This window comes from Streptomyces sp. NPDC005141, from assembly GCF_053599975.1.
This window is the reverse complement of the sequence record NZ_JBSFYW010000021.1, coordinates 102,466-129,439: the sequence shown is the minus strand read 5'-3', so window position 1 is coordinate 129,439 and position 26,974 is coordinate 102,466. Positions and strand designations below refer to the sequence as shown.

The window sequence follows — 26,974 nt, the reverse complement described above, 5'->3', positions numbered from 1 at the left end:
CGTACGGGAGGTGACGGGCGTGGAGGAGCGGCGGGCGGAGGGGGAGTACGAGTCCGGGGCGGGCATCCTGCACGTGTTCGGGCGGCAATTGAAGCTGTGCCGTGAGCGGGCGGGGCTCGACCGGGCCGAACTGGGGGCGCGCACCGGGTATTCGGCGTCGACGATCGCGTCCTTCGAGCAGGGCAGGCGGATCCCACCGCCCAAGTTCATCGACCGGGCCGACGAAGTGCTGGACACGGGCGGGGTGTTGGGGGCGGGGAAGGAAGAGGTGGCTCGGGCGCAGTATCCGGCGTTCTTCCGAGATGCGGCGGCATTGGAGGCACATGCGGTTGAGCTGCATGTGTACGCAACCCAGGCTGCACCAGGGTTGCTGCAGACGGAGGAGTACGCGCGGGCGGTTTTTGCCATGTGGCGGCCGCTACTGGACGAAGGGGTCATCGAACAGCGAGTGGCCGCACGGCTGGCGAGGCAGGAGATCTTCGTCAGGCGTCCGGCACCCCACTTGAGCTTCGTGATCGAGGAGGCTGTTCTTCATCGCCCCCTGGGCGGGGAGGGAGTCTGGCGTGGCCAGTTGGAGCACTTCCTCCTGGCAGGGGAGCGACGGAACGTCGAGATTCAGGTGATGCCGCTGTCTCGCGTGGAACACGCAGGACTGGCCGGCCCGTTCACCTTGATGGAGACGGTGGATGGGCGGAGGATCGCCTACACGGAAGTCCAAGGTGACAGCCGCGTCCATACAGAGCGTGGGAAGGTCCGGGAGGTTGAGGCCGCGTACGGGAGTCTCCGCGCGCAGGCCCTCACACCGGCCGAATCGCTCTCTTTGACCGAGAAGCTGTTGGGAGAAAAATGAGCGGGGCAGCGACCAAGCCGGACAGCGACGGCCCGGCTTGGTTCAAGAGCAGCTACAGCGCGGGCAACGGCGGCGAGTGCGTCGAGGTCGCAACCGGGCCGGGCACCACGCACGTACGGGACTCGAAGCACCCGGTGGGCCCCATGGTCAGCCTCGGCCGGAACGCCTGGACCGAGTTCCTCGGCTTCGCGGCCCGGCACGCCACCTGAGGCGCAGCGTGACCTACGCGAGCGCCCCGCGGCCGGCCACAATCGGTTCCGGGGCGCGAAAGCGTGAGGCACGGAAGGGTAGGGCGCGAAGCGTGATGGGACCCCCTGTGGAGAACCAGACACCGGCCGAGCAGGCCTTGAGTCGCTCGTACGTCACTCCTGACGGACTCCGTTTCGACGTCGCCGAGTTGTCGGTCCAGCACCGTCAGAGCCACGGCGTGACGTTGACGTACCGGCTGACAGTGAGCCGCCAAGGCCACCCGGATGAGCGCTGGGTGGTCGCCCTGCCCTGGGACGACAGGTCCTGGGTGGATGTACTCACCTCGCCCGCGCCTCCTCCCGACCGGCTGCGGCAACTCGTGCGTCTCGTCCGAGCCCATCTGGACGAGTGGTGGGACACGAAGGGGCACAACCGGCGGTCGGCGAAGCTGGGACAGCGGCTCGTCCGACCCGAAACCACCTCACCGGACGATTGAAACCGTTCAATCACCGGAGGGCGCGAACCAGCCAGATCCTCCTGGTGACACGGATCAGCAGCCCGAAATCGCGGAAAATCCTGCACACACATTGACCCTCACCCCGCACACCCCTACGTTCGCCGCTGTGAAGTTGATTTGAATCGATTCACAACGCCATCGATTCACAACTCCTAGGTGAGGGGCCGCAATTGATCAGCAGGAGGAACATCCTGGCGGGCGCGGCGGGCGCCGTCGCCGCGACGGCCACGGGAGCGGGAGCAGGAGCGGCCGAGGCCGCACCGGCGTCCGCGAAGGTGTCCGAGACGGCCGGGCCGCGCGCACCGCGCGGAGCTCCGCGCGTCACCACTCCGACCGTCGAGTACGTCCAGCACCCCTTGGGTCTCGACGCGCAGCACCCCCGGCTGAGCTGGCCGATGGCCTCCGACAAGCCGGGGATGCGCCAGGCCGCCTACCGGATCCGCGTCGCCACCAGCGCGTCGGGCCTGTCCCACCCGGACGTCTGGGACAGCGGAAAGGTGACGTCCGACCAGTCCGTCCTGGTCCCGTACGCGGGCCCTCGACTCGCCCCGCGGAAGCGCTACTTCTGGTCCGTGCGGGTCTGGGACACCGACGGCACGGCCTCCGGCTGGAGCGCGCCGTCCTGGTGGGAGACCGGACTCATGGACTCCGCGCGATGGTCGGCGAACTGGATCTCCGCTCCCCCGGTCCTCACGGACGCGCCCACCCTCGAAGGCAGCTCCTGGATCTGGTTCCCCGAGGGAGATCCGGCGAGCAGCGCTCCGGCGGGCACGCGCTGGTTCCGGCGTGTCCTCGATCTCCCCGCCGACGTGACGGCGGCGAGGGTGGCCATCAGCGCTGACAACGTTTTCTCGCTCTCCGTGAACGGCGCCGAGGTGGCACGCACCGACCTGGCGACCGACAACGAGGACTGGCGCCGTCCCGCCGTCGTCGACGTCCTCGCCCGGCTGCGCCCGGGACGCAATGTCCTCGCGGTCGCGGCGACCAACGCGACGGTCGGGCCTGCCGGTCTGGTCGCCGTCCTCACGCTGCGCACGGCGTCCGGCGAACAGCGGATCGTCACCGACGCCTCCTGGAAGGCGGCGGACGCGGAACCCTCGGCCGACTGGCGCGGGGACGGCTTCGACGACGGCGGCTGGCCCGCGGCGAAGCCGGCCGCCGCGTGGGGGGCGGGTCCCTGGGGAAGGGTCGTCCCGGCGTCGTTCGCCGCCAACCAGCTGCGGCACGAGTTCACGCTGCCCCGCAAGAAGGTGGCCCGCGCACGCCTGTACGCCACGGCTCTCGGCCTGTACGAGGCCCACCTCAACGGCCGCCGGGTGGGCCGCGATCAGCTCGCCCCCGGCTGGACCGACTACCGCGAACGCGTCCAGTACCAGACGTACGACGTCACCTCTCTCCTGCGGCCCGGCGCCAACGCCATCGGCGCCTATGTGGCGCCGGGCTGGTACGCGGGCAACGTCGGCATGTTCGGGCCCCACCAGTACGGTGAACGCCCGGCGCTGCTGGCGCAGTTGGAGGTCGAGTACACCGACGGGACGAGTGAACGCGTCACCTCGGGCACGGACTGGCGGGCCGCGGCCGGGCCGATCGTCGCCGCGGACCTGCTGGGCGGCGAGACGTACGACGCGCGGATGGAGACACCCGGCTGGACCTCACCGGGCTTCGACGACCGGACGTGGCTCGCGGTCCGCGCCGCGGGTGATGCCGCGCCCGCACGGATCGTCGCCCAGGTGGACGGCCCGGTTCGGGTGGCCGGCGAACGGGCGGCCGAGAAGGTGACCGAACCCGCGCCGGGTGTCCACGTGTTCGACCTGGGCCAGAACCTGGTCGGCTCGGTGCGCCTGCGCGTCTCGGGCGACGCCGGGACGACCGTGCGGATGAGACACGCCGAGGTCCTCAACCCGGACGGCACCCTCTACACCGCGAATCTGCGCTCGGCCGCGGCGACCGACACGTACACCTTGAAGGGCGGCGGCGAGGAGACGTACGAGCCGCGCTTCACCTTCCACGGATTCCGCTACGTCGAGGTCACCGGGTTCCCCGGCACTCCCTCCGCGCAGGCCGTGACCGGCCGCGTCATGCATACGTCGGCGCCCTTCACGCTGGAGTTCGAGACCGACGTCCCGATGCTCAACCAGTTGCACAGCAACATCACCTGGGGGCAGCGCGGCAACTTCCTCTCCGTCCCGACGGACACACCCGCGCGCGACGAGCGGCTGGGCTGGACCGGCGACATCAACGTCTTCGCGCCCACCGCCGCGTACACGATGGAGTCGGCCCGTTTCCTTGCCAAGTGGCTCGTGGACCTGCGCGACGGCCAGACCGCGGAGGGCGCGTTCACCGACGTGGCGCCCATGGTCGGGACGGTCGGCAACGGTGTCGCGGGCTGGGGCGACGCGGGGGTCACGGTCCCCTGGTCGCTGTACCAGGCCTACGGGGACCGGCAGGTCCTCGCCGATGCCTGGTCGTCCGTCCAGGCCTGGCTGGCGTACCTGGAGCGCCACAGTGACGGCCTGCTGCGGCCGGCGGGCGGATACGGGGATTGGCTGAACGTCTCGGACGAGACGCCCAAGGACGTCATCGCCACCGCCTACTTCGCGCACAGCGCCGATCTCGCGGCCCGGATGGCCGAGGAGCTCGGCGAGGACCCCGCGCCCTACGCCGGGCTGTTCGAGCGCGTCCGCGAGGCGTTCCGCGACGCCTATGTCGGCGCCGACGGGAAGGTGCAGGGCGACACACAGACGGCGTACGTCCTCGCCCTGTCGATGAACCTGCTGCCCGACGCCCTGCGCACGGCGGCGGCCGGCCGTCTCGTCGATCTGATCCGCGCCAAGGACTGGCATCTGTCGACGGGCTTCCTCGGCACGCCCCGGCTGCTGCCCGTCCTTACGGAGACCGGGCACACCGACGTCGCCTACCGGCTGCTCAGGCAGCGGTCCTTCCCGAGCTGGGGCTACCAGATCGACAAGGGCTCCACCACGATGTGGGAACGCTGGGACTCCGTCCGGCCCGACGGCAGCTTCCAGACCCCGGACATGAACTCGTTCAACCACTACGCCTACGGCTCGGTGGGCGAGTGGATGTACGCCAACATCGCCGGTATCTCGCCGGGCCGGCCCGGCTACCGGGAGATCGTCGTCCGCCCCCGGCCCGGCGGCGACGTCACCTCCGCCCGTGCCACGTTCACCTCGGTGTACGGCCCGATCTCCACGCGATGGCAGCAGCGTTCCGGCGCATTCGTCCTCACCTGCGCCGTGCCCGCCAACACCACGGCCGAGGTGTGGATCCCCGCGACCGGGCCGGACGAGGTGTCCCACACCCACGCGACGTATCTGCGCACCGAGGACGGCTGCGCGGTGTACCGGGTCGGCTCCGGCAGCCACCGCTTCACCGCGTAGCCGAGGAGCGGTTCCGAGGGGGTAGCGAGGAGCGCATCCCGAGGAGCGTGTCCTGGAGCGGACAGGGTGGACGCCCGCCGAGGAACGGCGGGCGTCCACCCGGTGACTGCCCGGTCGCCTCCATCCGGTGGCGTGGGGCGGCCTCCCGGCGCCTACGGCCGCGCGTCCACGGCGACCGCGAGCTCCGCATTGCCCTCCCGTGCGGTCTTGAACTGCGTCCGGTGCAACTCGGCGTAGCGTCCCTCGGCCGCCAGCAGCTCCTCGTGGGTGCCCCGCTCGACGATCCGGCCGGCCTCGACGACGAGGATCAGGTCGGCGGCCCGCACCGTCGACAGCCGGTGCGCGATCACGACGGCGGTGCGGCCCTCCAGTGCCTCGGCGAGCGCCTCCTGGACGGCCGCCTCCGAGGTGTTGTCTAGATGGGCGGTGGCCTCGTCCAGGATGACGACGCGCTGGCGGGCGAGCAGCAGGCGGGCGATGGTCATGCGCTGGCGCTCGCCGCCGGAGAGCCGGTAGCCGCGTTCGCCGACGACGGTGTCAAGGCCGTCGGGCAGGGACCGTACGAGATCGTCCAGACGCGCGCGGCGCAGTACGTCCCACAGGTCGTCCTCGGTCGCGCCCGGGCGGGCGAGGAGCAGGTTCTCACGGACCGAGTCGTGGAAGAGGTGCCCGTCCTGCGTGACCATGCCGAGGGTCGCCCGCATCGACTCGGCGCTGAGCTCGCGGACGTCGATCCCGCCGATCCGTACGGCGCCCGCGTCGGTGTCGTACAACCGCGGAAGCAGTTGCGCGATGGTCGACTTGCCGGCGCCGGAGGAGCCGACGAGCGCGACGGTCTGGCCGGGTTCGGCGCGGAAGGAGATGCCGTGCAGGACCTCGGCACCGCCCCGGGTGTCGAGGGCGGCGACCTCCTCCAGGGAGGCGAGGGAGACCTTGTCGGCGGAGGGGTAGGCGAAGCGGACGTCGTCGAATTCGACGGCGGCGGGCCCGTCCGGGACCGTGCGGGCGTCGGGCTTCTCCTCGATGAGCGGCTTCAGGTCGAGCACCTCGAAGACGCGCTCGAAGCTGACCAGGGCGCTCATCACCTCGACGCGCGCCCCGGCGAGCGAGGTGAGCGGCGCGTACAGGCGGGTGAGCAGCAGCGCCAGCGAGACGACGGCACCCGGCTCCAGCGTGCCCCGCAGGGCGTACCAGCCGCCGAGCCCGTAGACGAGGGCCAGCGCCAGGGCCGACACCAGCGTCAGCGCGGTGATGAAGGCGGACTGCGCCATCGCCGTACGCACCCCGATGTCCCGCACCTGCCGGGCGCGCGCCGCGAACTCTGCGGACTCCTCCCCGGGCCGCCCGAACAGCTTGACGAGGGTGGCGCCGGGCGCGGAGAACCGCTCGGTCATCCTGGTGCCCATGGCGGCGTTGTGGTCCGCGGCCTCCCGCTGGAGCTTGGCCATCCTGCTGCCCATCCGCCGGGCGGGGAGCACGAACACCGGCAGCAGCACCAGTGCGAGCAGGGTGATCTGCCAGGACAGGGTGAGCATCACGACCAGGGTGAGCAGCAGGGTCACGACATTGCTCACGACTCCGGACAGGGTGTTGCTGAAGGCGCGCTGGGCGCCGATGACGTCGTTGTTGAGACGACTGACGAGCGCGCCCGTACGTGTACGTGTGAAGAACGCGACCGGCATGCGCTGCACATGATCGAAGACAGCTGTCCGCAGATCGAGAATCAGGCCCTCGCCGAGCGTGGACGAGAGCCAGCGCCCCAGTATCCCGAGCGCCGCCTCGGCGAACGCGATGACGGCGATGAGCACGGCAAGACGGATGACGGTGCTTTCGTCGCCGTGGGTCACGATGGCGTCCACGACGCGCCCCGCGAGCACCGGCGTCGCGACGGCCAGCAGCGCGGTCACCACACTGAGGAGGACGAACTGCGCGATACGGCGGCGGTGCGGGCGGGCGAAGGCGGCGATGCGGCGCAGCGTCGCGCGGTCGAAGGGCCGGCGCTCCTGTTGGGCGTTCATGACACTGTGCAGCTGTGTCCAGGCTGTGGTCTCCATGCTCATAGGAGAGACAGTAGGACCTCAAGCTTTGTTGAGGTCAACGGTTCGGGGCGGCGGCATCCGCACGGGCGGCACCTCGTCGGCACCGCGCGCCCGGCGACCGTCCCTCCCGCACCTTGCCCGGCGTGTCAGCCGCCGTCTCCGCGCCCGCAACCCCACGTTGGTGCGGTGTGGAAACCCTCTCCCGATGTGACAGCCGTACGACTTCCCCGGGCCCAGCTCAGGCTCCCCCGGCGCCTCGCCCTTCGGCCTGCCGTCCGGCCGGTCCTGTGTCTCCTGCCGCTCGCCCTGGTCATGGTGGTGGCCGTGCGCCACCGGTCGGTGCTCATCGAGGGCTTCGGGCATCTGGAGTCCGCCGAGTGGCCCTGGCTGGTGGCCGCGGCCGTCACGACCTGTCTGACCTGGGTCGCCGCGGCCGTGACCCGCCAGGGCGCGGTCATGGAACGGCTGCCGGCGCGCCGGCTGCTCGCCACGCAGTTCGCCGCGGGCGCGGCCAACCATCTGCTGCCGACCGGTCTGGGCGCCGGTGCGGTCAATCTGCGGTTCATGACGGTGTGCGGGGTGCCGCTCGCCCGCTCGTCGGCCGCGCTCGCGCTGTATCTGCTCGCCGAGTCGATCGCCCGGGTGAGCCTGCTTCTCGGTCTGCTGATCGCTTTCCCGGGAGCGCTGCGGCTCGGCGGTCTGCTTCCGGACGGGGCGATCGGCCCGCTGCTGGTCGGCATCGGGGTGGTCCTGTGCGCCGCGGTGGCGGTACTGGCTCTCGTACGACGGCTGCGCGCGGTCGTCTTCTCCTTCCTGCGTACCGCGATCGGCGAGGCCCGCTCGGTGCACACCCGTCCGTCCCGGGCGCTCGCCCTGTGGGGCGGCTCGCTGGCCTTCCCGCTGCTCCAGGCGGCCGGACTGGCCTCGGTGGGACGGGCGCTGGGCCTCTCGGTGTCGCCCACGCACATGGTGATCGCCTATCTGGCGGCGACGGTGGCGGTCGCGATGGTGCCGACGCCCGGCGGACTCGGTTCGGTGGAAGCGGCGCTGATCGTGGCACTGGTCGCGGCGGGCGGCCCGGTCGCCGTGGCGACGGCGGTGGTGCTGGCTTACCGGATCATCACGGTGTGGCTGCCCCTCCTCCCGGGAGCACTGACGCTGGGCGCGCTGGTGCGCTGGAAGGTGATCTGAGCCGAGTCCACCCGCTCCGGGCCGTGCGTTTCGGGCTGTGCGTTGCAGGCTGTGCGTTGCGGGCCGTGCCTCCGGGCCCGGCGTTCCCGGCCGTGCCTCCGCCCTGTTCGTTACGGGCCGGGAATCCGGGGTCGGTGTTCCGAGTCGTCCGCTCCGGGCTGCGTTCCGGCGCGTGCTGTGATACCGAGGAGTAACCACGGCGTGCGGTAAGGCGCGTCGGCCGGAGAAGGGGACAGCGCGATGCCGGTCCGGATCGAACGTCAGGGTCACGTCACCACCGTCGTCCTCTCCCGGCCCGCGGCCCGGAACGCGGTGGACGGGCCGACCGCCGCCGAACTCGCGGACGCCTTCCGGAAGTTCGAGGCGGACGAGACGGCGCGCGTCGCCGTGCTCTGGGGCGAGGGCGGCACCTTCTGCGCGGGCGCGGACCTCAAGGCCATCGGCGCCGAGCACGGCAACCAGGTCACCGAGGACGGCGACGGCCCGATGGGCCCCACCCGGCTGCGGCTGACCAAGCCGGTGATCGCGGCTGTCGCGGGTCACGCCGTGGCCGGTGGTCTGGAGCTGGCGCTCTGGTGCGATCTGCGCGTCGCCGAGGAGGACGCCGTCTTCGGGGTGTTCTGCCGCCGCTGGGGTGTCCCGCTCATCGACGGGGGCACGGTACGGCTCCCCCGGCTCATCGGCACGAGCCGCGCGATGGACATGATCCTCACCGGCCGCCCGGTCGCCGCCGCGGAGGCCTACGAGATGGGGCTCGCCAACCGTCTCGTGCCGGTCGGCGGAGCCCGTGCCGAGGCCGAGCGGCTCGCCGCCGAGATCGCCGACTTCCCGCAGTCCTGTCTGCGCAGCGACCGCGCCTCGGTCCTCGACCAGGAGGGCCTGATCGAGAAGGAGGCCATGCGCACCGAGCTCCGGTACGGCATGGACGTACTGGACGAGGGACTGGAGGGCGCGGCCCGCTTCGCCTCCGGTGCCGGGCGGCACGGTTCGTTCGACGGGCTGTGACACCGGCGAACCCCGCGCGGCGAGGGCCGTCGGCCGGTCCGTCCGTCAAGGGCGGCTGCCCGCAGGCGTGGTGACGGAAGGGCAGGCGGATACGGCAGGATGAGCGGTCTCCCCGGACGGCGACGAACACGCGTCCGGGCGTGATCGCGCGTTCCCGGATTCGAGCAGGTGGCAAGTGACGACACAGCACATTCGGCCCGCGGGCCCACACCCCGGCCCTGGTCTCCGAGGAGGTCATCGATGAAGCGCTCCGTCACCGTGGACGACCTGATGATCGCCGGCATAGCCCTGATAGCCGGGCTGCTGGCGGCGTTCCTGCTGCGGATGCTGCTGCGCTGGCTGCGCAAGCACGCCGAGCGCACCCGCTGGAGCGGGGACGACGTGATCGTGGACGCGCTGCGCACCCTGGTGCCGTGGGCGGCGATCACGGCGGGCATGGCGTCGGCGGCCGCGGTGCTGCCGCTGACCGCGCCGGTCGGGCGCACCGTCAACCGGTCGCTGACCGTCCTGCTGATCCTCGTCACCACGATCACCGCGGCCCGGCTGATCACCGGCCTGGTCCAGTCGGTGACCCAGTCCCGTTCGGGCGTCGCCGGTTCGGCCACCATCTTCGTCAACATCACCCGGGTCGTGGTGATGGCGATCGGCTTCCTGATCGTCCTGCAGACCCTGGGGATCTCGATAGCGCCCCTGCTGACGGCCCTGGGTGTGGGTGGTCTGGCCGTCGCCCTCGCCCTCCAGGACACCCTCGCCAACCTCTTCGCGGGTGTGCACATCCTCGCGTCGAAGACGATCCAGCCGGGCGACTACATCCGTCTGAGCAGCGGCGAGGAGGGGTATGTCGTCGACATCAACTGGCGCAACACCACGGTCCGTCAGCTCTCCAACAACCTGGTCATCATCCCCAACGCCCAGCTCTCGGGCACCAACATGACCAACTTCACCCGGCCCGAGCAGCAGATGACGCTCCTGGTGCAGGTCGGCGTCGGCTACGACAGCGACCTGGACCACGTCGAGCGGGTGACCAACGAGGTCGTCGCCGAAGTGATGACCGGGATCACCGGCGCCGTCCCGGACCACGAACCCGCCGTCCGTTTCCACACGTTCGGCGACTCCCGCATCGGCCTCACCGTGATCCTCGGCGTGGGCGAGTTCAGCGACCAGTACCGGATCAAGCACGAGTTCATCAAGCGCCTGCACAAGCGCTACCGGGACGAGGGCATCCGGATTCCGTCGCCCGCCCGGACGGTCGCGCTGCAACCCGGTGGTGTTGGGCTCCTGGAGACCGCCATCCCCCATCAGCGCGAGGCCACGAAGCAGACGTGAGAACGGGCCGGGGGCCGGACGGAACTTCCGCCCGGCCCCCGCCGGTTGAGCGGGATGATCAGAGCGTGGCGGTCGAATCCGGGTAGTGGCCGGGCTCGCGGTGACGCGGCGCGACCAGGCTCGACACCACCGGGGTGACCGTCCAGTCGGGGTGGTTCGGCATGCGCGGTGTCTTCGTCCCGTACAGCCAGTCGTTCAGGAAGCCGGACTGGTCCGCCCCGGAGATCTCGGAGGCGACCGCGATGTAATTCGCGGTGGTCGCCGCGGAGTTGCGGTAGCGCTCCAGGAAGGTGCGCTCGATGCGGTTGAAGACGTCCTCGCCGACGGCCTCGCGCAGCGCGTAGAGGACGAGGACTCCGCCCAGGTAGCGCTGGTTGTCGAAGAGGTTGACGGCGTTCGGGGCGGCGACCGGCCCGGAGGACTGCCGCCACTGGTCGCCCTTGGCGTACGTGTCCTTCATCCGGGCTTCCATGGTGGTCAGCCCGAGCGAGTCGGCCCAGCCGCGCTCGTAGCGGTAGAGCAGCCCGTAGAAGTCCGCGTGGCCCTCGTTGATCCACAGATCGGCCCAGTTGGCCGGGCTGACGCTGTTGCCGAAGTAGGAGTGCACCAGCTCGTGCATCATGTGCGAGCCGATCTTCTTCTCCTCCTGGAGCAGGAAGTTCGGCTTGTAGAGCGTCAGGGTCTGCGTCTCCAGGCCCGTGAAGTCGAAGGCGTTCGCGGCGTCGGAGTTGCAGGGCAGCAGCCCGTACGTCTCGAACGGGTAGGCGCCGAGCCGCTGCTCCAGCCACTCCACGAGGCCCGGGGTGAGCGCGAGCGCCGGTTCCAGCGCGGTGGCGCGCGCCGTCGGGACGACATCCCGCAGCCCCAGCCCGTGCGGCCCCTGCCGCTCCTTGACGACGTAGTCGCCGACCGTGATCTGGACCAGCTCGGTCGCTATCGGCGAAGCCGAACGGTAGGTGTACGCCGTCCGGTCACCGCCGAGGCTCTCCGTGCGGACCAGCGTGCCGCTCGCGACACCGCGCAGGGTGTTCGGCACGGTGATACGGAAACTGAAGTCCGCCTTGTCCAGCGGGTGGTCGTTGCACGGGAAGACGGTGTGCGCCGCGTTCGGCTGGGGGCAGACGGCGAATCCGTCGGGGGTGGGGACCCAGGCGGTGTACGCGAGCGTCCTGGCCGGGTCGGCGACGTACTCGACGCGGACCGCGACGGCGCAGGACTCCGGCAGGGTCCGGGCCGGGGTGATGCGCAGTTTCTCGCCCACCTGCTCGAAGGTCGCCGTCGCATTACCGACCCGCACCGAACGCACGTCCAGGCCGAGCGCGTCGAGCGAGAAGCGGGAGAGGTTCTGGGTCGCCTTGATCATCAAGGTCGCCTTGGCCTCGACCAGACGGGTCGTGGCGTCGTACGCGAAGTCGAGGTGGTACGCCCCGACGCGGTAGCCGTCGTTGCCGAGGGCGGGGAAGACGGAGTCGCCGAGGGTCTCCGCACCCGGGGTGCCCTCAGGCCTTGCCGTCAAGGGGCGCGCCGAGGCCGTGGGTCCGGCGGCGAGCGCGGCGGCCGTGCCGATCAGCGCGGTCGCGGGAGCCGTCACTCTGGTGCGATATCTCATGGTTCGCTTTCGTTCGGGCGGCGGGGAGCCTGGAGGTCCGTCGCCGGATCAGGTGGGTGATCACATGGGCGATCACTTCCCTGTACGTGTGAGCGGGGCGTCCGGTTGCCTCCGGCCCGGATTTCCGTTTTCACTCCAGCCCGCGTTTTCACTCCGGCCCGGCTCGTCGCGGCCCGTCACGGACGGCGGTTTTCCGTCGCACTCGCCCGGCCCGGGACGGACCCCTGTCGAACCGGGGTCACTCACGAGATATCTTGATGTCGAGCAATGTTGCAGACGTGGAGCGGAGCACCCGGTGACTGACTCGACCATCATTTACACGCACACTGACGAGGCCCCGGCCCTGGCGACGTATTCGTTCCTGCCGGTGGTCCAGGCGTACGCCTCGCAGGCGGGTGTCACTGTGGAGACCCGTGACATCTCGCTGGCCGGGCGCATCATCGCCCTGTTCCCGGAGTTCCTCCGGGAGGACCAGCGCATCGAGGACGCCCTGTCCGAGCTCGGTGAGCTGGCCAAGACGCCCGAGGCGAACATCATCAAGCTGCCGAACATCTCGGCCTCGATCCCCCAGCTGAAGGCGGCGCTCGCCGAGCTGCAGGCACAGGGCTACGCGCTCCCGGACTACCCGGACGACCCGAAGTCGGACGAGGAGCGCGACATCCGCGCCCGTTACGACAAGGTCAAGGGCAGCGCCGTGAACCCGGTGCTGCGCGAGGGCAACTCCGACCGCCGCGCCCCCGCGTCGGTCAAGAACTACGCCAAGACCCACCCGCACCGCATGGGCGCCTGGTCGTCGGACTCGAAGACGAACGTCGCCACCATGGGCGTCGACGACTTCCGCTCCACCGAGAAGTCGGCCGTGGTCTCCGAGGCCGGTGCGCTGAGGATCGAGCTGGTCGGCGACGACGGCTCCACCACCGTGCTGCGCGAGTCCGTACCCGTCAAGGCCGGCGAGGTCGTGGACGCGTCCGTCATGCACGTCGCGCCGCTGCGCGAGTTCCTCACCGAGCAGATCGCCCGTGCCAAGGCCGAGGACGTGCTGTTCTCGGTGCACCTCAAGGCCACGATGATGAAGGTCTCCGACCCGATCGTCTTCGGTCACGTCGTGCGCGCCTTCTTCCCGAAGACCTTCGCGAAGTACGGCGAGACGCTCGCCGCCGCCGGTCTGTCCCCGAACGACGGTCTCGGCGGCATCTACAAGGGCCTCGAGGCCCTGCCGGAGGGTGCCGAGATCAAGGCGTCCTTCGACGCCGAGCTCGCCGAGGGCCCGGCCCTCGCGATGGTCGACTCCGACAAGGGCATCACCAACCTGCACGTGCCGTCCGACGTCATCGTCGACGCCTCGATGCCGGCCATGATCCGCACTTCCGGCCACATGTGGGGCCCGGACGGCCAGGAGGCCGACACCCTCGCCGTCCTGCCGGACAGCAGCTACTCCGGTGTCTACCAGGTCGTCCTCGACGACTGCCGCGCCAACGGAGCCTTCGACCCGTCGACCATGGGCACCGTCCCGAACGTCGGTCTGATGGCGCAGAAGGCCGAGGAGTACGGCAGCCACGACAAGACCTTCGAGATCCCGGTCACCGGCACGGTCCGCCTCGTCGACCAGGCCGGCGACGTCGTCCTGGAGCAGACCGTCTCCGCCGGCGACATCTTCCGCGCCTGCCAGACCAAGGACGCCCCGATCCGCGACTGGGTGAAGCTGGCCGTCACCCGCGCCCGCGCCACCGGCGACCCGGCCGTGTTCTGGCTGGACGAGGACCGCGCGCACGACGCCGTGCTCATCGAGAAGGTCAAGCAGTACCTTCCGGAGCACGACACCGAGGGCCTGGACATCCGCGTCCTGTCCCCGGTCGAGGCGACCAAGCTGTCCGTGGAGCGCATCCGCCGCGGCGAGAACACGATCTCGGTCACCGGCAACGTGCTGCGCGACTACCTCACCGACCTGTTCCCGATCCTGGAGCTGGGCACCAGCGCCAAGATGCTGTCGATCGTCCCGCTGATGGCGGGCGGCGGCCTCTTCGAGACGGGCGCCGGCGGCTCCGCGCCGAAGCACGTGCAGCAGCTCGTCAAGGAGAACTACCTGCGCTGGGACAGCCTCGGTGAGTTCCTCGCGCTGGCCTCCAGCTTCGAGCACCTCGCGACCACCACGGGCAACGCGCGCGCCCAGGTGCTCGCCGACACCCTCGACCGCGCGACGGCGACCTTCCTCAACGAGGACAAGTCGCCGACCCGTCGCGTCGGCGGCATCGACAACCGCGGCAGCCACTTCTTCCTCTCCCTGTACTGGGCGAACGAGCTGGCGCAGCAGACCGACGACGCGGACCTCGCCAAGGCGTTCGCCCAGCTCGCCGAGGTGCTGGCCGCGCAGGAGCAGACGATCGTCGACGAGCTGATCGCGGTCCAGGGCGACGCGGCCGACATCGGCGGCTACTACCAGCCCGACCCGGCCAAGGCCGCCTCGGTGATGCGCCCGTCGGCCACCTGGAACGAGGCGCTGGCGATCCTCGCCTGACGCACGCACCACCCCCGCGGACGCGGTTCCGCGTATGCCGCCCCGGCCGGATCCTCCGGCCGGGGCGGCCGCGTTGTGAGGAGAACCCGCCCGGTCGAGCACCGGGCGGCAGCACCCCGGTGAACGGGACCCGCCCGGACGGGTGCCGGGTGTCGCTGTTGTGACGGGTCCTCCCGGACGGATGGTGGCGGCCTCCCCACAGCCCTCGCGTTGGGCCGTTCTCGTTCCCGTCGGCGCGTCACGGTGACAGCAGCGGCCCACCTGGGGGATCACCGGTGGCGGGCCTGAACGCCCGTTCATAGCTTCGGCCCATGAGCAAACAACAGATGGCCTACCTCGCGTGCACCGCGGTGGTCCTGGCATCAGGGCTGGGCGCAGCCCCTTCGGCCGACCACAGGTCGGTACACGTCGTTCACGCCGGTCAATCCATCCAGAAAGCCGTGGACTCGGCGAAGCGGGGCGACACCGTCCTCGTCCGCCCCGGCACATATCACGAGAGCGTCCGCATCACGGTGTCGGACCTGACCCTGCGGGGCACCGACGCCCGCTCCACCGTCATCGTGCCGGGTACCGCCACCGCCGACACCTGTGCCAAGGCGGGCAACGGCATTTGTGTGACGGGGACGGACAAGCGTCCCGTCCGCGGCGTCACCGTGGCCTCACTGACCCTCAGGGGCTTCACCAAGCAGGGTCTGTGGGCGTCGCGGACCGATGGGCTGACGGTCCGCCGGGTGACCTCCGAGAAGAACGGCCAGTGGGGTCTCGCCCAGGAGCGGTCCGTCCGCGCGAGGTTCGTCCACAACATCGCCAGGAACAACGGCGACGCCGGTCTCTTCCTCTCCAACACGGTCGACACCGAGGAGGGAGCCCGTGACACCAAGGGAACGGTGGCCTCGCACAACCTGCTGAGCGGCAACCGGATCGGCATCACGGTACGGCGGCTGCGGAACCTGTCCGTCGCTGACAACGAGGCCACCGGCAACTGCGCCGCGGTCTTCGTCGTGGGTGACGAGAACAAGCCGCGTATCGGCGGAATCAGCGTGCGCCGCAACTACATCCACGCCAACAACAAGTCCTGCCCCAAGACCCCGCGGCTGCCCGCACTCCAGGGTTCGGGGATCGTCCTCACCGGCGCCGAGGACACCCACGTGACCCGGAACCGGGTCGAGGACAACGTGGGCACGTCCCCGCTGTCGGGCGGCATCGTGCTGTTCAAGAGCTTCGTGGGCGCGCTCAGCGAGAACAACGAGGTGCGCGACAACGTGGTCCTGCGCAACGGCCCGTCCGATCTGGCCAACCGCGACACCGGCAAGAACAACTCGTTCCGGGGCAACACCTGCGCGGTCTCCGAGCCCGTCGGAATGTGCTGACGTCCCGGCCCGTCCGCAAAGCCGGGTCCGCACCCCCGTGCGGCCCGGTCCAGCCTCCGTACGGACCGGTCCGCCCCCCCCGTTCGGACCGGTCCGGTCTCCCTGTGCAGCACGAATCAGAAGAGAGGCATTGCATGACGACTGTTGATCAGAGTCCCCCGCCGCCCATGCAGCTGAGGGAACTCGTCTTCGGAGCGGCCCGCGCCGCCGCCGTACGCGCCGCGGCCCGCCTGGGTGTGGCGGACGCCCTGGACGACACGCCCATGAGCGCCGAGGACCTGGCGGCGGCGGTGAAGACCCAGCCGAAGACCCTGCGCCGGCTGCTGCGCGCCCTGTCCTGCCAGGGCGTCTTCGTGGAGCGCCCCGACGGCACGTTCGCGCACACGGAGATGTCCCGGCTCCTGCGCGAGGACGACCCGCACAGCCTGCGCTACATCGCGCTGTGGTGCACCGAGCCGTGGACGTGGAATGTCTGGCCGAAGCTCGACGAGGCGGTGCGCTCCGGCCGCAACGTCTTCGAGGACGTGTACGACAAGGAGTTCTTCGAGTACCTCAACGAAGACGCCCCCGAGTCCGCGCACGTCTTCAACCGGGCCATGACGACGTCCAGTTCGCAGTCGGCCCAGGACGTCGCGAACCTGCTCGATCTGCGGGGTGTGAAGGCGGTCGCCGACATCGGAGGCGGTCAGGGACACGTCGTGGCCAGCCTGCTGGAGAAGCACTCCGGCATGCACGGCACCCTGCTCGACCTGCCGGGCGTGGTGGAGAACGCCGATCCTCGGCTGCGCAGCGGCGGGGCGCTGGCCGACCGGGTACGGATCGTGGCCGGGGACTGCCGTGAGGACATCCCGGTCCAGGCGGACGTGTACATCATCAAGAACATCCTGGAGTGGGACGACGAGAGCACCCGCCGGGCGCTCGCGAATGTCCGCAAGGCCGCGCGGCCCGGTGCCCGCGTCGTCGTCATCGAGAACCTCGTGGACGACACCCCGTCGATGCGCTTCACGACGGCCATGGACCTGCTGCTGCTCCTCAACGTCGGCGGTGCCAAGCACACCCGGCAGAGCATGGTCGACCGGCTCACGGACGCGGGCCTGGTCATCGGCGAGATCCGCCCGGTGAACGCCTATCTGCACGCCTTCGAGTGCACCGTTCCCGGCTGATCCGTCCGGTACACGGAGAAACAACCCGAGGAGAACCCGAGGCCGCCGGTTCCGCTTCTTCGCGGAGCCGGCGGCCTCGGGTTGTGTCACAGCACTCGCTCAGGAGGCGGAGTCCCGCTCCCAGCGGTAGAAGCAGTGCGCCATGGCGTCCTTGGGGCTCCGCCAGGTCTGCGGGTCGTACGCGCTGACGTACGCCGACAGTTCCTCGCTGACGCTCCGGAACTCGGGGTGTCCGACCACCTTCGCGATGGCCGGTGCCGGGTCCCGGTCGGACTCGATGAGGTGCAGATACACATCACCGAACTGGAAGAGGCTGCGCCGGTTGACCCCGATGAGGTGCGGGAGTTCACCCCGGTCGGAGGCGGCGAACACGTCGGAGATCGCGGGCGCCGAGTTGGGTGCCATGCGGGCGACGATCAGGGCGTGGTGCATCGGGTTTCCTTCCTGTGCCGGGATCAGCGGGGCATGGCGGCCGGGCTTCGGCGCTCACGGGCTGCCTGCTCGATCCGGTCGCGGATGAGCGCCATCTGTGTGACGGAGTTGCGGTTGATGTTGTCCGTCATCCACGCGTCGTCGACCGGGGCCTCGGGCTTCATCGCGAAGTCCTGCACCCAGCGCATGTGGGTGCCGGCCGGGGTCTCCTCGTACTCCCACCGGATGTTCATGTGCGCGAACGGTCCCGTCTCGACGCGGCGGGCCCGGACGGTCCGCCTCGCCCGGTCCACGGTTCTCTGCGAGACCCAGCTCCACACCTTCCCGTTGTCGTCCGGGTGCATGGTGAGGCGGAAGGTCGTCGTGTCGCCGTCCCGCGAGAGGACTTCGAGGGAGGCGTACTCGCTGAAGAGCTGTGGCCAGTTCTCGATGTCGTTCGTGATGTCCCAGACGAGGTCGAGAGGGGCGTCGATCGTGATGCTGTTGTCGGTGTGTCCGGACACTTCAGGCTCCAGCCTTGAGGTTGTCGTTGACGAGATCGAGGAACTCGCGGGGGGTCTTGCAGCGCTCCGTGTCGGGGGGCAGGGGCCGGCTGTACCGGTTCTCCAGCTCGCCGACGATGCCGAGCAGACCGAGCGAGTCGAGTCCGAGGGTGCCGAACGGCGCGTCGGACGCCTGCGCGAGCTCCTTGGGGTCGACGGTGATCCCGGCCGCCTTCTTCATGAGGGCGGCCAGTTCGTCGAAGGTCACTTCGGTGGTGATCATGTGTGTGTTCTCCTCACTTGCGCCCGGGCTCCCGGGCGGAGTCGCCGCCGCGGCGCACGACCAGCGCGGCGTTGGAACCCATGAGTCCCCTGCTGAGGATCAGAGCCGTGCGCAGCTCGGCGGGGCGGGCGTTCGACGTGACCAGGTCGAGGTCGTGGCAGATGTCGAACACGTTCGGGGTGGGCGGGATCTGGCCGTGCTCCATCGCGAGCACCGCGGCCGCGGTGTCCAGCAGGGGTGCCCCGCAGTAGGCCCGTCCGATTCCCGTCTTGGGTGCCGTGACGGGTACGCGGGTTCCGTGTGCCCCCAGGGCGTCGGCGATGGCCAGGGCTTCGGCGCGGTCCGCCGCCGGGACGCCCAGGGCGTCGGCGAAGACGACGTCGATCTCCTCCGGGGCGCACTCCGCCTCGGCGAGGGCGCCCCGGATGGCGTGCGCGAGTCCCTCCCGGGACCGCTCCCACTGCGAGGCGCCGGTGAACGTGGCCCCGTGTCCGGCCACGACGGCCCGGACGGCCGCTCCCCGCTCGCGCGCACGCCCCTCGTCCTCCACGACGAGCATGGCGCCGCCTTCCGCGGGCACGAAGCCGCAGGCTCCCTTGGTGAAGGGGCGGTAGGCGCGATCGGGGTCCTCGACGGTGCTGAGCTCGGGGTAGGCGAGCTGGCAGACCATCGAGTACGGGGCCAGGGGTGCCTCGGCGGCTCCGACGACCATCGCGCCGGTGCCGCGCCGTACGCCGCGGGCGGCGTGCGCGATGGCGTCCAGTCCGCCCGCCTCGTCGCTCGCGACCACTCCGCACGGCCCCTTGAAGCCGCCGCGGATGGAGATCTGGCCGGTGCTGGCGGCGTAGAACCAGGCGATGGACTGGTACGGGCCGACGAACCGGGAACCCTGTCCCCACAGCTTCTGCAGTTCCCGCTGGCCGAACTCGCCGCCGCCGGACCCGGCGGCGGTGACCACGCCGACGTCGTACGCCTCCTCGGGGTCGACCGCGCCGAGGCCCGCGTCGTCGAGGGCCAGGACGGTAGCCGCCATCGCGAAGTGGCTGAACCGGTCGGTCTGGACGAGGAACCGTTCCTCGATGAGGTCCGCGGCGTCGAAGGCCCGGACCTCACCCGCGACGCGCAGCGGCAGATGCTCGCAGCCCTCGCGGGTGATCCGGTCCAGAACGCCGAGGCCTTCCCTGACCGACTTCCAGTACGCGTCCGCACGCAATCCGTTGGGCGCGATGACACCGATGCCGGTGACGACCGCGCGCCGGGGGCGCTGAGTACTCATCGTGTCCTCCCACCCGGCCCGGTCAGAAGCACCGCTGACTGGAATCCGCCGAACCCGCTGCCGACGGAGAGCACATTCCTGAGCTTCCGCGGGCGTGCGGTGCGCGGCACGTAGTCCAGGTCGCACTCGGGGTCGGGGGTTTCGTAGTTCGCCGTGGGCGGCACCACCTGGTGCTTCAGGGCGAGGACGCAGGCGACGACCTCGATCGCGCCGATCGCGCCCAGCGAGTGGCCCACCATGGATTTGATGGAGCTCATGGGCGTGTTGTAGGCGTGCTCGCCCAGGGACAGCTTGACCGCGGCGGTCTCGTGCCGGTCGTTCTGCCGGGTGCCCGAGCCGTGCGCGTTGACGTAGTCGATCAGCGTCGGGTCGAGGCGGGCCTGGTCGAGCGTGCTGTCGATCGCCCGGGACATCTCGAGGCCCTCGCTGGTCAGACCTGTCATGTGATAGGCGTTGCCGTAGGTGGCGTAGCCGCCGATCTCGCAGTAGATGTGCGCGCCGCGGGCCCTGGCGTGCTCGTACTCCTCCAGGACCAGCACCGCCGCGCCCTCGCCCATGACGAAACCGTTGCGGTTGGCGTCGAAGGGCCGGGAGGCGTGCTCGGGGTCGTCGTTGTTGGGCGACGTGGCCTTGATGGCGTCGAAGCAGGCCATGGTGATCGGGGATATCGGCGAGTCGGACGCCCCGGTGATGCAGACGTCGGCCCGGCCTTCCTCAATGGTGTGGAAGGCGTATCCGACCGCGTCGAGTCCGGAGGTGCAGCCGGTGGAGACGGTCTGCACGGGCCCCTGGGCCCCGAACTGCTCGGCGACGACCGAGGCGAGTGTGCTGGGCGCGAACGCCAGGTGCAGTCGCGGTTCGGCCGCGCGGTGGTCCACGTCCCACCGCCGGCCGCCTTCGCTGACCTTGACGTAGTCCTGCTCCAGGCGGGTGGTGCCGCCGACGGCGCTGCCCAGGGAGACGGCGACGCGCCAGGGGTCCTGGCCGCCGGCGTCGAGTCCCGAGTCACGGACGGCTTCCCCGGCGGCGACCACCGCGAACTGGATGTAGCGGTCGGCGTCCCGGATCAGCTCCGGGTCGAGTCCGTGGTCGAGCGGGTCGAAGTCGCATTCGGCGGCTATGCGGGAGCGCAGTCCCGCCGGATCGAACAGCGTGATGCCGCGGGTCGCGGTTCGGCCGCCTGCGAGGAGGTCCCAGAACGCCTTCGTTCCGGTGCCGCCCGGAGCGACCACACCGATGCCGGTGACGGCCACCCGCCGGGTCACTGTATGGCCCCACTTCGCTCGGACGGCTGTCCGTGGTCCGGCGCGGACAGGTCCGGGCCGCCGATGACGACCTCGTGGCCGGGCGCGGCGGCGTCGGTCGCCTCCGTGTCGACGTGGCCGAGGCTCGGACGCGGGGCGAGCGGGCCCAGGTGGAAGACCATGCGGGCTTCCTCGTCGCCGACGTTGCGGAAGCGGTGCCGCATGTCGATCGGGATCAACAGGCCCTGGTCGGGCCGGAGCGCGAACGCCTCACCGTCCAGGTCCACTTCGAGGGCGCCGCTGACCACGTACACGAACTCCTCGGAGTACGGGTGGTAGTGCTCACCGATGCGCTCGCCGGGCTGGATGATGGCCAGGCCCATGAAGCCGCTGGTGGACCCCGCCGTGGCGGGCGTGAGCAGGGCCCGGATGTCGCCTCCGCGCCTGCGGTTGGGTTCCGTCTCGCTCAGGTCCACGATGCGTGGATGGTGCTTGATCATGCTTGATACCTCCGGGTGGGGCGAGGACGTCGGATGGGACGTCCGGGGACGCGGGCTGCGGCGGTCCGTCAGGAGTCCGCCGAGCTGCGGTCGGTGATGGGCAGCATGTCGGCGTGCGACAGGAGGCGGTTGATGTTGCGTTCCGTCCCCAGCGAGCCCTCGACACCGATCGCGGCACCGTCGAGGAGGCGCTCCAGCTCGGCGGCCTTCTTGGCGCCCTTGAGGCCGAGGGAGGCGACGGGGTCGAGGTCGAGCTCGCCCACGATGTCGACGAGCCGCACCACGATGTCGTCGCGCTGGAAGACGGTGCTGCTGTAGACCGGGCTGTTCTTGTCGCCGGCCGCGGCCTCGTCCTGGTGGGCCAGCAGCCGGGCGAGTTCCATGCCGCAGCCCGGCCGGGCCGGGTAGTACAGCGCGTGCCGCCGCACCTTCGCGGGCTCCTTGCGGCCGGAGACCACGTGGTGCACGGCCGGGAGCGCCGCCCGGGTGAAGAACACCCGTGCCGAGTCGGGGTCGCTCAGGTCCCGGTCCTGCTCCAGGTAGGGGTTGATGGCCTCCTCGACCGCGCGTACCTCGGGCTGGCGCGAGACGTGGCGCAGTGCCGCGAGGAGGTCGCCCTCCACCTCAACGGCCCGCACGACGCGGTTGCCGTGCATGAACAGCGAGGTGCGGCGCAGCCGGGTGGTGTCGTCGACCTGGGCCTGGGGCGACTGGTACCCGGCGAGGATCTCGGCGACCTTCGACTCGGATCCGGGCTTGACGGTGAAGGTGAGGGCGTGGCGTGCCACACCGTTGCCGACACGGGCCTCGACCTGCTTGGGCGCCTTGGCCGACCCCGGGGTGAGCGGTTCGGCGGGGCTCGTCTCGCGGAGGATGCTGTAGCGCATCGACCGGGTGTCCCGGACGCAGCTGTGCATCGGCCGGACTGTTTCGACGTGCTCCTCGCTGTTCACCCAGGCGAGGAAGGGCGGGGCACTCTCCCACTCGCTGGTGATGAGCCACTGCGAGGGGTTCTCGATCGACTGGCACAGCTGGTCACTGATGTGACCGGGGACCGAGGCGACCTGGTTGCGCATGAGTTCGTACGCGTCGAGGAACTGCTGCTGAGCGCCTTCGTACAGGTCGAGCAGCAGGATCACCCGAAGCTTGGAGCCGTCGAACGCCGACTGCGAGATACGTCCCGAAGGAGTCATTCCGGCACACCTCTCCTTTTTGTCGCGGAAAGTCAGGAACGACCGCGGTATCCGAAACGCCGGGGCCGCCATGAGCTGATCGTTGACGCGAGGTGGGCAGTGCGCGAGTCCCACGGGTCGGACGAGTGAACCGTGCGCCATCCGGGTGCCCCTGGCGCGCGAACCGGTCCACAAGGGGCATGGAACCTGCATCCCCTTCCCTCACTCGCGTCGCAGCCGACGCTGGAGGCAATCAATGAACCGATTCGAAGAGGCCGGCGAGATCGGTCACCACACGCCCGTCCTCATCGCCGGCGGCTCTCTGGTGGGCCTGTCCACCTCGCTGTTCCTGGGGCGGCTCGGCGTGCCGCACATCCTCGTGGAGCGCCACGCGGGCACCTCGATCCATCCGCGGGGTCGCGGGAACAACGTGCGCACCATGGAGGTCTTCCGGGCGGCCGGGGTCCAGCGGCGCATCGAGGAGGCCGCGTCGGTCCTCGCGGACAACCACGGCATCCTGCAGACGCCGACCCTGGTGGGCGATGCCGGCGAGTGGCTGTTCAAGGAGATCGACCCCGGCAACGGACTCGCCCGCTTCAGCCCGGGCGCCTGGTGCCTGTGCAGCCAGAACGACCTGGAACCGGTGCTGCTGGAGACCGCCCGGGAGCTGGGCGGCGACCTGCGGTTCTCCACCGAGCTGATGTCGTTCGAGCAGGACGCCGAGGGAGTGACCGCGAAGGTCAAGAGCCGGGAGACCGGCGAGCACAGCACGATCCGCGCGGAATACCTCGTCGCGGCGGACGGTCCGCGCAGCCCCATCCGCGACGCGCTGCGCATCGGGCAGACCGGGCCGGGCGACCTGTTCCACAACGTGAGCCTCACGTTCACCTCCCACGCCCTCGCGGACGTCGTCGGTGACCGGCGGTTCATCGTCTGCTACCTGACCGACCCGGAGGCCGACGGGGCTCTTCTTCCGGTCGACAACAAGGAGCACTGGGTCTTCCACGCTCCCTGGCATCCCGAACACGGCGAAACCCTGGAGGAGTTCACCGACGAGCGCTGTGTGGAACACATCCGGCGGGCCATCGGCGTACCCGATCTGGATGTGGAGATCACCGGCAGGGCCGCCTGGCACGCCGCCGAGCGGGTCGCCGAACGGTACGCGCGGGAACGGGTGTTCCTGGCCGGAGACTCGGCCCACGAGATGTCCCCCACCGGGGCGTTCGGGTCCAACACCGGTATCCAGGACGCGCACAACCTCGCCTGGAAACTGTCCGCCGTGCTGGACGGCTGGGCCGGTCCGGGACTGCTGGAGTCCTACGACGCCGAGCGCCGGCCGGTGGCCGAGGCGACGAGCGCCCGGGCCTCGTCGCGTTCGGTCGAGCACAGCCACCCCGGGTACACCCCGGGTCCCGAAGCCGGCGGTCAGGGCGGTCAGGGCGGCCCCGGTGGTCAGGGCCCCGGTGGTCAGGGCGGCCCCGGCGGTCAGAGCAGCGGCCCCGGCGGTCAAAGTGGCCCCGGCGGCAGGAAGGGCGGGATCCTCAATGTGGCGCTCGCCTACCGCTACCCGCGGGGCGCGGTCCTGGGTGCCGATCCGGCCGGTCCGGTCGTGCCCGAGGGGGTACGGCTGACGGGTGAGCCCGGAAGCCGGGCGCCGCACATGTGGCTGACCCGCGCCGGTGCCCGGATCTCCACCCTCGACCTGTACGAGCGGTCCATGGTGCTGCTGAGCGCGGCGGACGGCGCCGGTGGGTGGGACGCCGCGGCGAGGGACCTGGCCCGGCAGTTGTCCATCCCGCTCGAATCCCACCGGATCGGCACGGGGCCCGAGGCGGACCTCGTCCCCGCGGCTGACGCGGACTGGGCGCAGAACCACGGCGTCACCGCGGACGGTGCGGTGCTGGTACGCCCCGACGGATTCGTCGCCTGGCGGTCCGAGGGGCCGGTCAAGGATCCCCGGACGACCCTGCGGGAGGCCCTCGTCTCCCTACTGGACCTGGCCTGACCTGCCCGTTCCGGGCCGGGTGAGGACATCACCCGGCCGCCGTCCCCCGAGGAGCACGGAAAACAGCCGGAGGCCGTATCGGAATTCCGATACGGCCTCCGGCCACGACTTCATCAGTCGGGACGACAGGATTTGAACCTGCGACCCCTTGACCCCCAGTCAAGTGCGCTACCAAGCTGCGCCACGTCCCGATGCGTCTCCTCGCGGTTCCCCGCGTGATCGCGCATCCAAACCCTACCGCACGTCGGTGGAGGGGCGCGCACGCATTGTCATCGTCCCAGCGCAGAAGGGTCGCCGTCCTGGCGTGGGAGGGGCACCGTCCGGGCATGGGAGGAGACGTCGTCCGAGCGCGGCCGGGGATGCCGTCCGAGCCCGAGGTGTCGCCGTCAGTCCGGCTCGCTCAGGTCGGCCGCCGCCGCCCGGAGGGCGTCGGACAGCCGGGCGGCCGGTTCCGGCAAGGGGCGCGGAAGGCGGGCGAGGACGATGCGGCGCCGCTCCTCGGGGCCGCCGCGCACGGACAGGATCCGTACGCCGGCCGGCGCGGCGGGAGCCAGCGAGGCGGGAACCGTGGTCAGGCCGCAGCCCTCGGCCACCAGGTGCAGTTTGGCCAGCCAGTCACGGGCGGTGTGGGCGATCACAGGACGCCCGTCCAGTCCCGGCCAGACGCCCATCAGCCTCTCGTCGCCGACGGAGGAACCGGCGATCCAGCGCTGTCCCCGAAGGTCGGCGACGTCGACCGAGTCACCGGCGGCGAGCGGGTGGGTCGCGGGCACCGCGAGCCGCAGACTGCGTTCGCCGAGCGTCCGCACCGTCAGTGGGGGCGACTCGCTGTCGAAGGGCCGGAACGGCGGCGCCGAGGCGAGCAGGGCCAGGTCCAGGGTTCCGGCCCGCAGCGCGCGCACCAGCGCGGGGGTGCTGCCCTCACGGGTGCTGACGGTGATCGCCGGGTGGCTGCGGCGCAGTGCGGCGACGGCACGGGGCAGCAGGACGGCGCCCGCGCTGGCGAACCAGCCGAGGCGGACGGTCCCGGCCTCGGCGGGCAGCCCGGCGAGTTCCCGTGCGGTCGCGTCGATCTGGTCGAGCACCGTCACCGCCCGGCGCAGCACGACGTGCCCGGCCGCGGTCAACCGCACGCCGTCCCTGCGCCGCTCCAACAGCTGGGCCCGCGCGGCCCGTTCGAGCGAGGCGATCTGCCGGGACACCGCGGACTGCGTATAGCCGAGCGCTCCCGCCGCCGCGGTGAGCGTGCCGCGTTCGGCCACCTCACGGAAGACGCGCAGAGCGACCAGCGAGACGTCGGAGAAGTCCATGAGGATGACGCATACCAGATGTGAGCAGGTTTCGTTGGACGCATGCCCGAGGCGTTCCTAGCGTGGTGGGCATGACCGTCGCACGCATCGCTCTCGTCACCGGCGCCAATCAGGGGCTCGGCTTCGCGCTCGTCCAAGGGCTCGCCGCCCGGCTGGACCGCGACGACCTGGTCCTGCTCACGGGGCGCGACACCCACCGGGTCGCCGACGCCGTCGTCCGGGTCACCGGGTCCGCCGACACCACCAGCAGGGTCGAGGGCCGCGTCCTCGACGTCACCGACGCGGGGGCCGTGGCGGAGCTGGCGGCCGAACTCGGCGCGCGGCACGGCGGGGTGGACGTCGCGGTGTCCAACGCGAGTGCCATGCTGACGCCGGACCGGTCGCAGGCCGAGCAGGCCGACGCGTTCATCGATGTCGCGAACGGGGGCGCGCACGCGATGCTGCGCTCGTTCGGCCCGGTGCTGCGTCCCGGTGGGCGGCTGATCGTGGTGGCCAGTTCGCTGGGCACGCTGGGCCATCTCGACGCCCGGCTCCACCCGCTCTTCGACGGCGCCTCGTTCGACGAGGTGGCGGCCGCGGTCGCGTCCTGGCGGGCCGCCGTGCGCGCGGGCACCGAGCAGGAACTCGGCTGGCCCCAGTGGATCAACGTGCCGTCCAAGGTCGCCCAGGTCGCCGCCGTACGGGCGGTCGCGGCCGAGCGCCGGGACGCCGACCTGGCCCGCGGCACCCTGGTCGCGGCGGTCTGCCCGGGGCTCGTGGACACACCGCTGTCACGGCCGTGGTTCGCTGACTTCAGCCAGGCCCGGACCCCGGCGGCGGCCGCGGTCGATGTGCTCGATCTGGTGCTGCGGGAGAAAGTCGATCCGGCGCTGTACGGCGAACTCGTGCGGTTCGGGGAGGTGGTGCCGTGGCACGCGGGCCGGCCGCCGCGACACCAGGAACGGCTTCTCGGCGCCTAGCGGCTCCCAGCGGCGCCCAGCCACTCCCAGGGCGTGACCGCGAAGTCCCGTCCGTCCCGCGACGCCCGGCACGGCACCGATCGCGTCTGTCACGGCGCCGGCCGGTGGTGGGTGACGCCGGGCACGTCACCCACCACCG

General features: G+C 70.9%; 22 protein-coding genes and 1 tRNA gene. 12 read left to right on the top strand and 11 right to left on the bottom strand.

Annotated features, from left to right (window positions below):
• The first annotated feature begins 19 nt into the window (after positions 1 to 19).
• From ACWD68_RS19030 to ACWD68_RS19015, 4 genes are all read left to right on the top strand, one after another.
• On the top strand, positions 20 to 850 hold the full coding sequence (locus tag ACWD68_RS19030) for a helix-turn-helix domain-containing protein (protein ID WP_451807572.1): 831 nt from the start codon (positions 20 to 22) through the stop codon (positions 848 to 850).
• Entirely contained in the window at positions 847 to 1,059 is a 213-nt protein-coding gene (locus ACWD68_RS19025) for a DUF397 domain-containing protein (protein ID WP_451807571.1), read from the top strand. The genes ACWD68_RS19030 and ACWD68_RS19025 overlap by 4 nt, the downstream gene beginning before the upstream one ends.
• A 92-nt stretch (positions 1,060 to 1,151) precedes the next feature.
• The gene (locus tag ACWD68_RS19020; protein ID WP_451807570.1) at positions 1,152 to 1,535 is read left to right on the top strand and encodes a hypothetical protein; all 384 of its coding nucleotides are present in this window, start codon (positions 1,152 to 1,154) and stop codon (positions 1,533 to 1,535) included.
• A 191-nt stretch (positions 1,536 to 1,726) separates the two neighbouring features.
• Complete coding sequence (locus ACWD68_RS19015; RefSeq protein WP_451807569.1) at positions 1,727 to 4,954, top strand: alpha-L-rhamnosidase; 3,228 nt, start codon at positions 1,727 to 1,729, stop codon at positions 4,952 to 4,954.
• A gap of 152 nt (positions 4,955 to 5,106) precedes the next feature.
• Here the strand turns inward: ACWD68_RS19015 and ACWD68_RS19010 are convergent, their stop codons facing one another.
• Positions 5,107 to 7,008, bottom strand: a complete 1,902-nt coding sequence (locus ACWD68_RS19010) for an ABC transporter ATP-binding protein (RefSeq protein ID WP_451807587.1) — start codon at positions 7,006 to 7,008, stop codon at positions 5,107 to 5,109.
• A 192-nt stretch (positions 7,009 to 7,200) separates the two neighbouring features.
• On the opposite strand from ACWD68_RS19010, the gene ACWD68_RS19005 reads away from it, so the two are divergent.
• The 3 genes from ACWD68_RS19005 (at position 7,201) to ACWD68_RS18995 (ending at position 10,515) form a co-directional block, all read left to right on the top strand.
• A complete protein-coding gene (locus ACWD68_RS19005) occupies positions 7,201 to 8,184 on the top strand; it encodes a lysylphosphatidylglycerol synthase transmembrane domain-containing protein (protein ID WP_451807568.1) in 984 nt (327 codons plus the stop codon).
• 240 nt (positions 8,185 to 8,424) lie between these two features.
• Entirely contained in the window at positions 8,425 to 9,189 is a 765-nt protein-coding gene (locus tag ACWD68_RS19000; RefSeq protein WP_451807567.1) for a crotonase/enoyl-CoA hydratase family protein, read from the top strand.
• Positions 9,190 to 9,429: 240 nt separating this feature from the next.
• Positions 9,430 to 10,515: a mechanosensitive ion channel family protein gene (locus tag ACWD68_RS18995; RefSeq protein ID WP_451807566.1), complete on the top strand. Its 1,086-nt coding sequence runs from the start codon at positions 9,430 to 9,432 to the stop codon at positions 10,513 to 10,515.
• A gap of 58 nt (positions 10,516 to 10,573) precedes the next feature.
• Here the strand turns inward: ACWD68_RS18995 and ACWD68_RS18990 are convergent, their stop codons facing one another.
• Positions 10,574 to 12,124, bottom strand: a complete 1,551-nt coding sequence (locus tag ACWD68_RS18990; RefSeq protein ID WP_451807565.1) for a M1 family metallopeptidase — start codon at positions 12,122 to 12,124, stop codon at positions 10,574 to 10,576.
• 295 nt (positions 12,125 to 12,419) lie between these two features.
• On the opposite strand from ACWD68_RS18990, the gene ACWD68_RS18985 reads away from it, so the two are divergent.
• The 3 genes from ACWD68_RS18985 (at position 12,420) to ACWD68_RS18975 (ending at position 17,172) form a co-directional block, all read left to right on the top strand.
• Positions 12,420 to 14,639: an NADP-dependent isocitrate dehydrogenase gene (locus tag ACWD68_RS18985; protein ID WP_451807564.1), complete on the top strand. Its 2,220-nt coding sequence runs from the start codon at positions 12,420 to 12,422 to the stop codon at positions 14,637 to 14,639.
• 311 nt (positions 14,640 to 14,950) lie between these two features.
• Positions 14,951 to 16,009, top strand: coding sequence for a right-handed parallel beta-helix repeat-containing protein (locus tag ACWD68_RS18980; protein ID WP_451807563.1), 1,059 nt, complete (start codon positions 14,951 to 14,953; stop codon positions 16,007 to 16,009).
• A 134-nt stretch (positions 16,010 to 16,143) separates the two neighbouring features.
• Positions 16,144 to 17,172 carry a methyltransferase gene (locus ACWD68_RS18975; RefSeq protein ID WP_451807562.1) on the top strand — a complete coding sequence of 343 codons (1,029 nt, stop codon included), beginning with the start codon at positions 16,144 to 16,146 and terminating at the stop codon, positions 17,170 to 17,172.
• A gap of 99 nt (positions 17,173 to 17,271) precedes the next feature.
• Here the strand turns inward: ACWD68_RS18975 and ACWD68_RS18970 are convergent, their stop codons facing one another.
• The 7 genes from ACWD68_RS18970 to ACWD68_RS18940 all read right to left on the bottom strand — a co-directional run bounded on the left by ACWD68_RS18970 (position 17,272) and on the right by ACWD68_RS18940 (position 22,582).
• Positions 17,272 to 17,604: a TcmI family type II polyketide cyclase gene (locus tag ACWD68_RS18970; RefSeq protein WP_451807561.1), complete on the bottom strand. Its 333-nt coding sequence runs from the start codon at positions 17,602 to 17,604 to the stop codon at positions 17,272 to 17,274.
• Positions 17,605 to 17,627: 23 nt separating this feature from the next.
• On the bottom strand, positions 17,628 to 18,107 hold the full coding sequence (locus tag ACWD68_RS18965) for an SRPBCC family protein (RefSeq protein WP_385694816.1): 480 nt from the start codon (positions 18,105 to 18,107) through the stop codon (positions 17,628 to 17,630).
• 1 nt (position 18,108) lies between these two features.
• Entirely contained in the window at positions 18,109 to 18,369 is a 261-nt protein-coding gene (locus ACWD68_RS18960; RefSeq protein ID WP_451807560.1) for a phosphopantetheine-binding protein, read from the bottom strand.
• 13 nt (positions 18,370 to 18,382) lie between these two features.
• Positions 18,383 to 19,645: a ketosynthase chain-length factor gene (locus ACWD68_RS18955; protein ID WP_451807559.1), complete on the bottom strand. Its 1,263-nt coding sequence runs from the start codon at positions 19,643 to 19,645 to the stop codon at positions 18,383 to 18,385.
• Complete coding sequence (locus ACWD68_RS18950) at positions 19,642 to 20,910, bottom strand: beta-ketoacyl-[acyl-carrier-protein] synthase family protein (RefSeq protein ID WP_451807558.1); 1,269 nt, start codon at positions 20,908 to 20,910, stop codon at positions 19,642 to 19,644. The genes ACWD68_RS18955 and ACWD68_RS18950 overlap by 4 nt, the downstream gene beginning before the upstream one ends.
• A complete protein-coding gene (locus ACWD68_RS18945) occupies positions 20,907 to 21,389 on the bottom strand; it encodes a cupin domain-containing protein (RefSeq protein ID WP_266764154.1) in 483 nt (160 codons plus the stop codon). The genes ACWD68_RS18950 and ACWD68_RS18945 overlap by 4 nt, the downstream gene beginning before the upstream one ends.
• 68 nt (positions 21,390 to 21,457) lie before the next feature.
• Positions 21,458 to 22,582: a SchA/CurD-like domain-containing protein gene (locus ACWD68_RS18940; RefSeq protein WP_451807557.1), complete on the bottom strand. Its 1,125-nt coding sequence runs from the start codon at positions 22,580 to 22,582 to the stop codon at positions 21,458 to 21,460.
• Between the two features lie 235 nt (positions 22,583 to 22,817).
• Between ACWD68_RS18940 and ACWD68_RS18935 the strand changes: the two genes are divergently transcribed.
• Positions 22,818 to 24,566 carry an FAD-dependent oxidoreductase gene (locus tag ACWD68_RS18935; protein WP_451807556.1) on the top strand — a complete coding sequence of 583 codons (1,749 nt, stop codon included), beginning with the start codon at positions 22,818 to 22,820 and terminating at the stop codon, positions 24,564 to 24,566.
• Positions 24,567 to 24,683: 117 nt separating this feature from the next.
• Here ACWD68_RS18935 and ACWD68_RS18930 read toward each other — a convergent pair.
• Positions 24,684 to 24,757, bottom strand: a tRNA-Pro gene (locus ACWD68_RS18930).
• A 195-nt stretch (positions 24,758 to 24,952) separates the two neighbouring features.
• Entirely contained in the window at positions 24,953 to 25,876 is a 924-nt protein-coding gene (locus ACWD68_RS18925) for a LysR family transcriptional regulator (RefSeq protein WP_451807555.1), read from the bottom strand.
• Positions 25,877 to 25,947: 71 nt separating this feature from the next.
• Between ACWD68_RS18925 and ACWD68_RS18920 the strand changes: the two genes are divergently transcribed.
• Positions 25,948 to 26,835: an SDR family NAD(P)-dependent oxidoreductase gene (locus ACWD68_RS18920; RefSeq protein WP_451807554.1), complete on the top strand. Its 888-nt coding sequence runs from the start codon at positions 25,948 to 25,950 to the stop codon at positions 26,833 to 26,835.
• Positions 26,836 to 26,974: the final 139 nt, after the last annotated feature.

What these genes read in the sequence shown, in the direction of transcription:
- ACWD68_RS19025 (WP_451807571.1), top strand. Translation starts at nt 847, where the DNA reads ATGAGCGGGGCAGCGACCAAGCCGGACAGCGACGGCCCGGCTTGGTTC.
- ACWD68_RS19010 (WP_451807587.1), bottom strand. Translation starts at nt 7,008, where the DNA reads ATGGAGACCACAGCCTGGACACAGCTGCACAGTGTCATGAACGCCCAA.
- ACWD68_RS19000 (WP_451807567.1), top strand. Translation starts at nt 8,425, where the DNA reads ATGCCGGTCCGGATCGAACGTCAGGGTCACGTCACCACCGTCGTCCTC.
- ACWD68_RS18995 (WP_451807566.1), top strand. Translation starts at nt 9,430, where the DNA reads ATGAAGCGCTCCGTCACCGTGGACGACCTGATGATCGCCGGCATAGCC.
- ACWD68_RS18990 (WP_451807565.1), bottom strand. Translation starts at nt 12,124, where the DNA reads ATGAGATATCGCACCAGAGTGACGGCTCCCGCGACCGCGCTGATCGGC.
- ACWD68_RS18980 (WP_451807563.1), top strand. Translation starts at nt 14,951, where the DNA reads ATGAGCAAACAACAGATGGCCTACCTCGCGTGCACCGCGGTGGTCCTG.
- ACWD68_RS18975 (WP_451807562.1), top strand. Translation starts at nt 16,144, where the DNA reads ATGACGACTGTTGATCAGAGTCCCCCGCCGCCCATGCAGCTGAGGGAA.
- ACWD68_RS18970 (WP_451807561.1), bottom strand. Translation starts at nt 17,604, where the DNA reads ATGCACCACGCCCTGATCGTCGCCCGCATGGCACCCAACTCGGCGCCC.
- ACWD68_RS18960 (WP_451807560.1), bottom strand. Translation starts at nt 18,369, where the DNA reads ATGATCACCACCGAAGTGACCTTCGACGAACTGGCCGCCCTCATGAAG.
- ACWD68_RS18955 (WP_451807559.1), bottom strand. Translation starts at nt 19,645, where the DNA reads ATGAGTACTCAGCGCCCCCGGCGCGCGGTCGTCACCGGCATCGGTGTC.
- ACWD68_RS18945 (WP_266764154.1), bottom strand. Translation starts at nt 21,389, where the DNA reads ATGATCAAGCACCATCCACGCATCGTGGACCTGAGCGAGACGGAACCC.
- ACWD68_RS18940 (WP_451807557.1), bottom strand. Translation starts at nt 22,582, where the DNA reads ATGACTCCTTCGGGACGTATCTCGCAGTCGGCGTTCGACGGCTCCAAG.
- ACWD68_RS18935 (WP_451807556.1), top strand. Translation starts at nt 22,818, where the DNA reads ATGAACCGATTCGAAGAGGCCGGCGAGATCGGTCACCACACGCCCGTC.
- ACWD68_RS18925 (WP_451807555.1), bottom strand. Translation starts at nt 25,876, where the DNA reads ATGGACTTCTCCGACGTCTCGCTGGTCGCTCTGCGCGTCTTCCGTGAG.
- ACWD68_RS18920 (WP_451807554.1), top strand. Translation starts at nt 25,948, where the DNA reads ATGACCGTCGCACGCATCGCTCTCGTCACCGGCGCCAATCAGGGGCTC.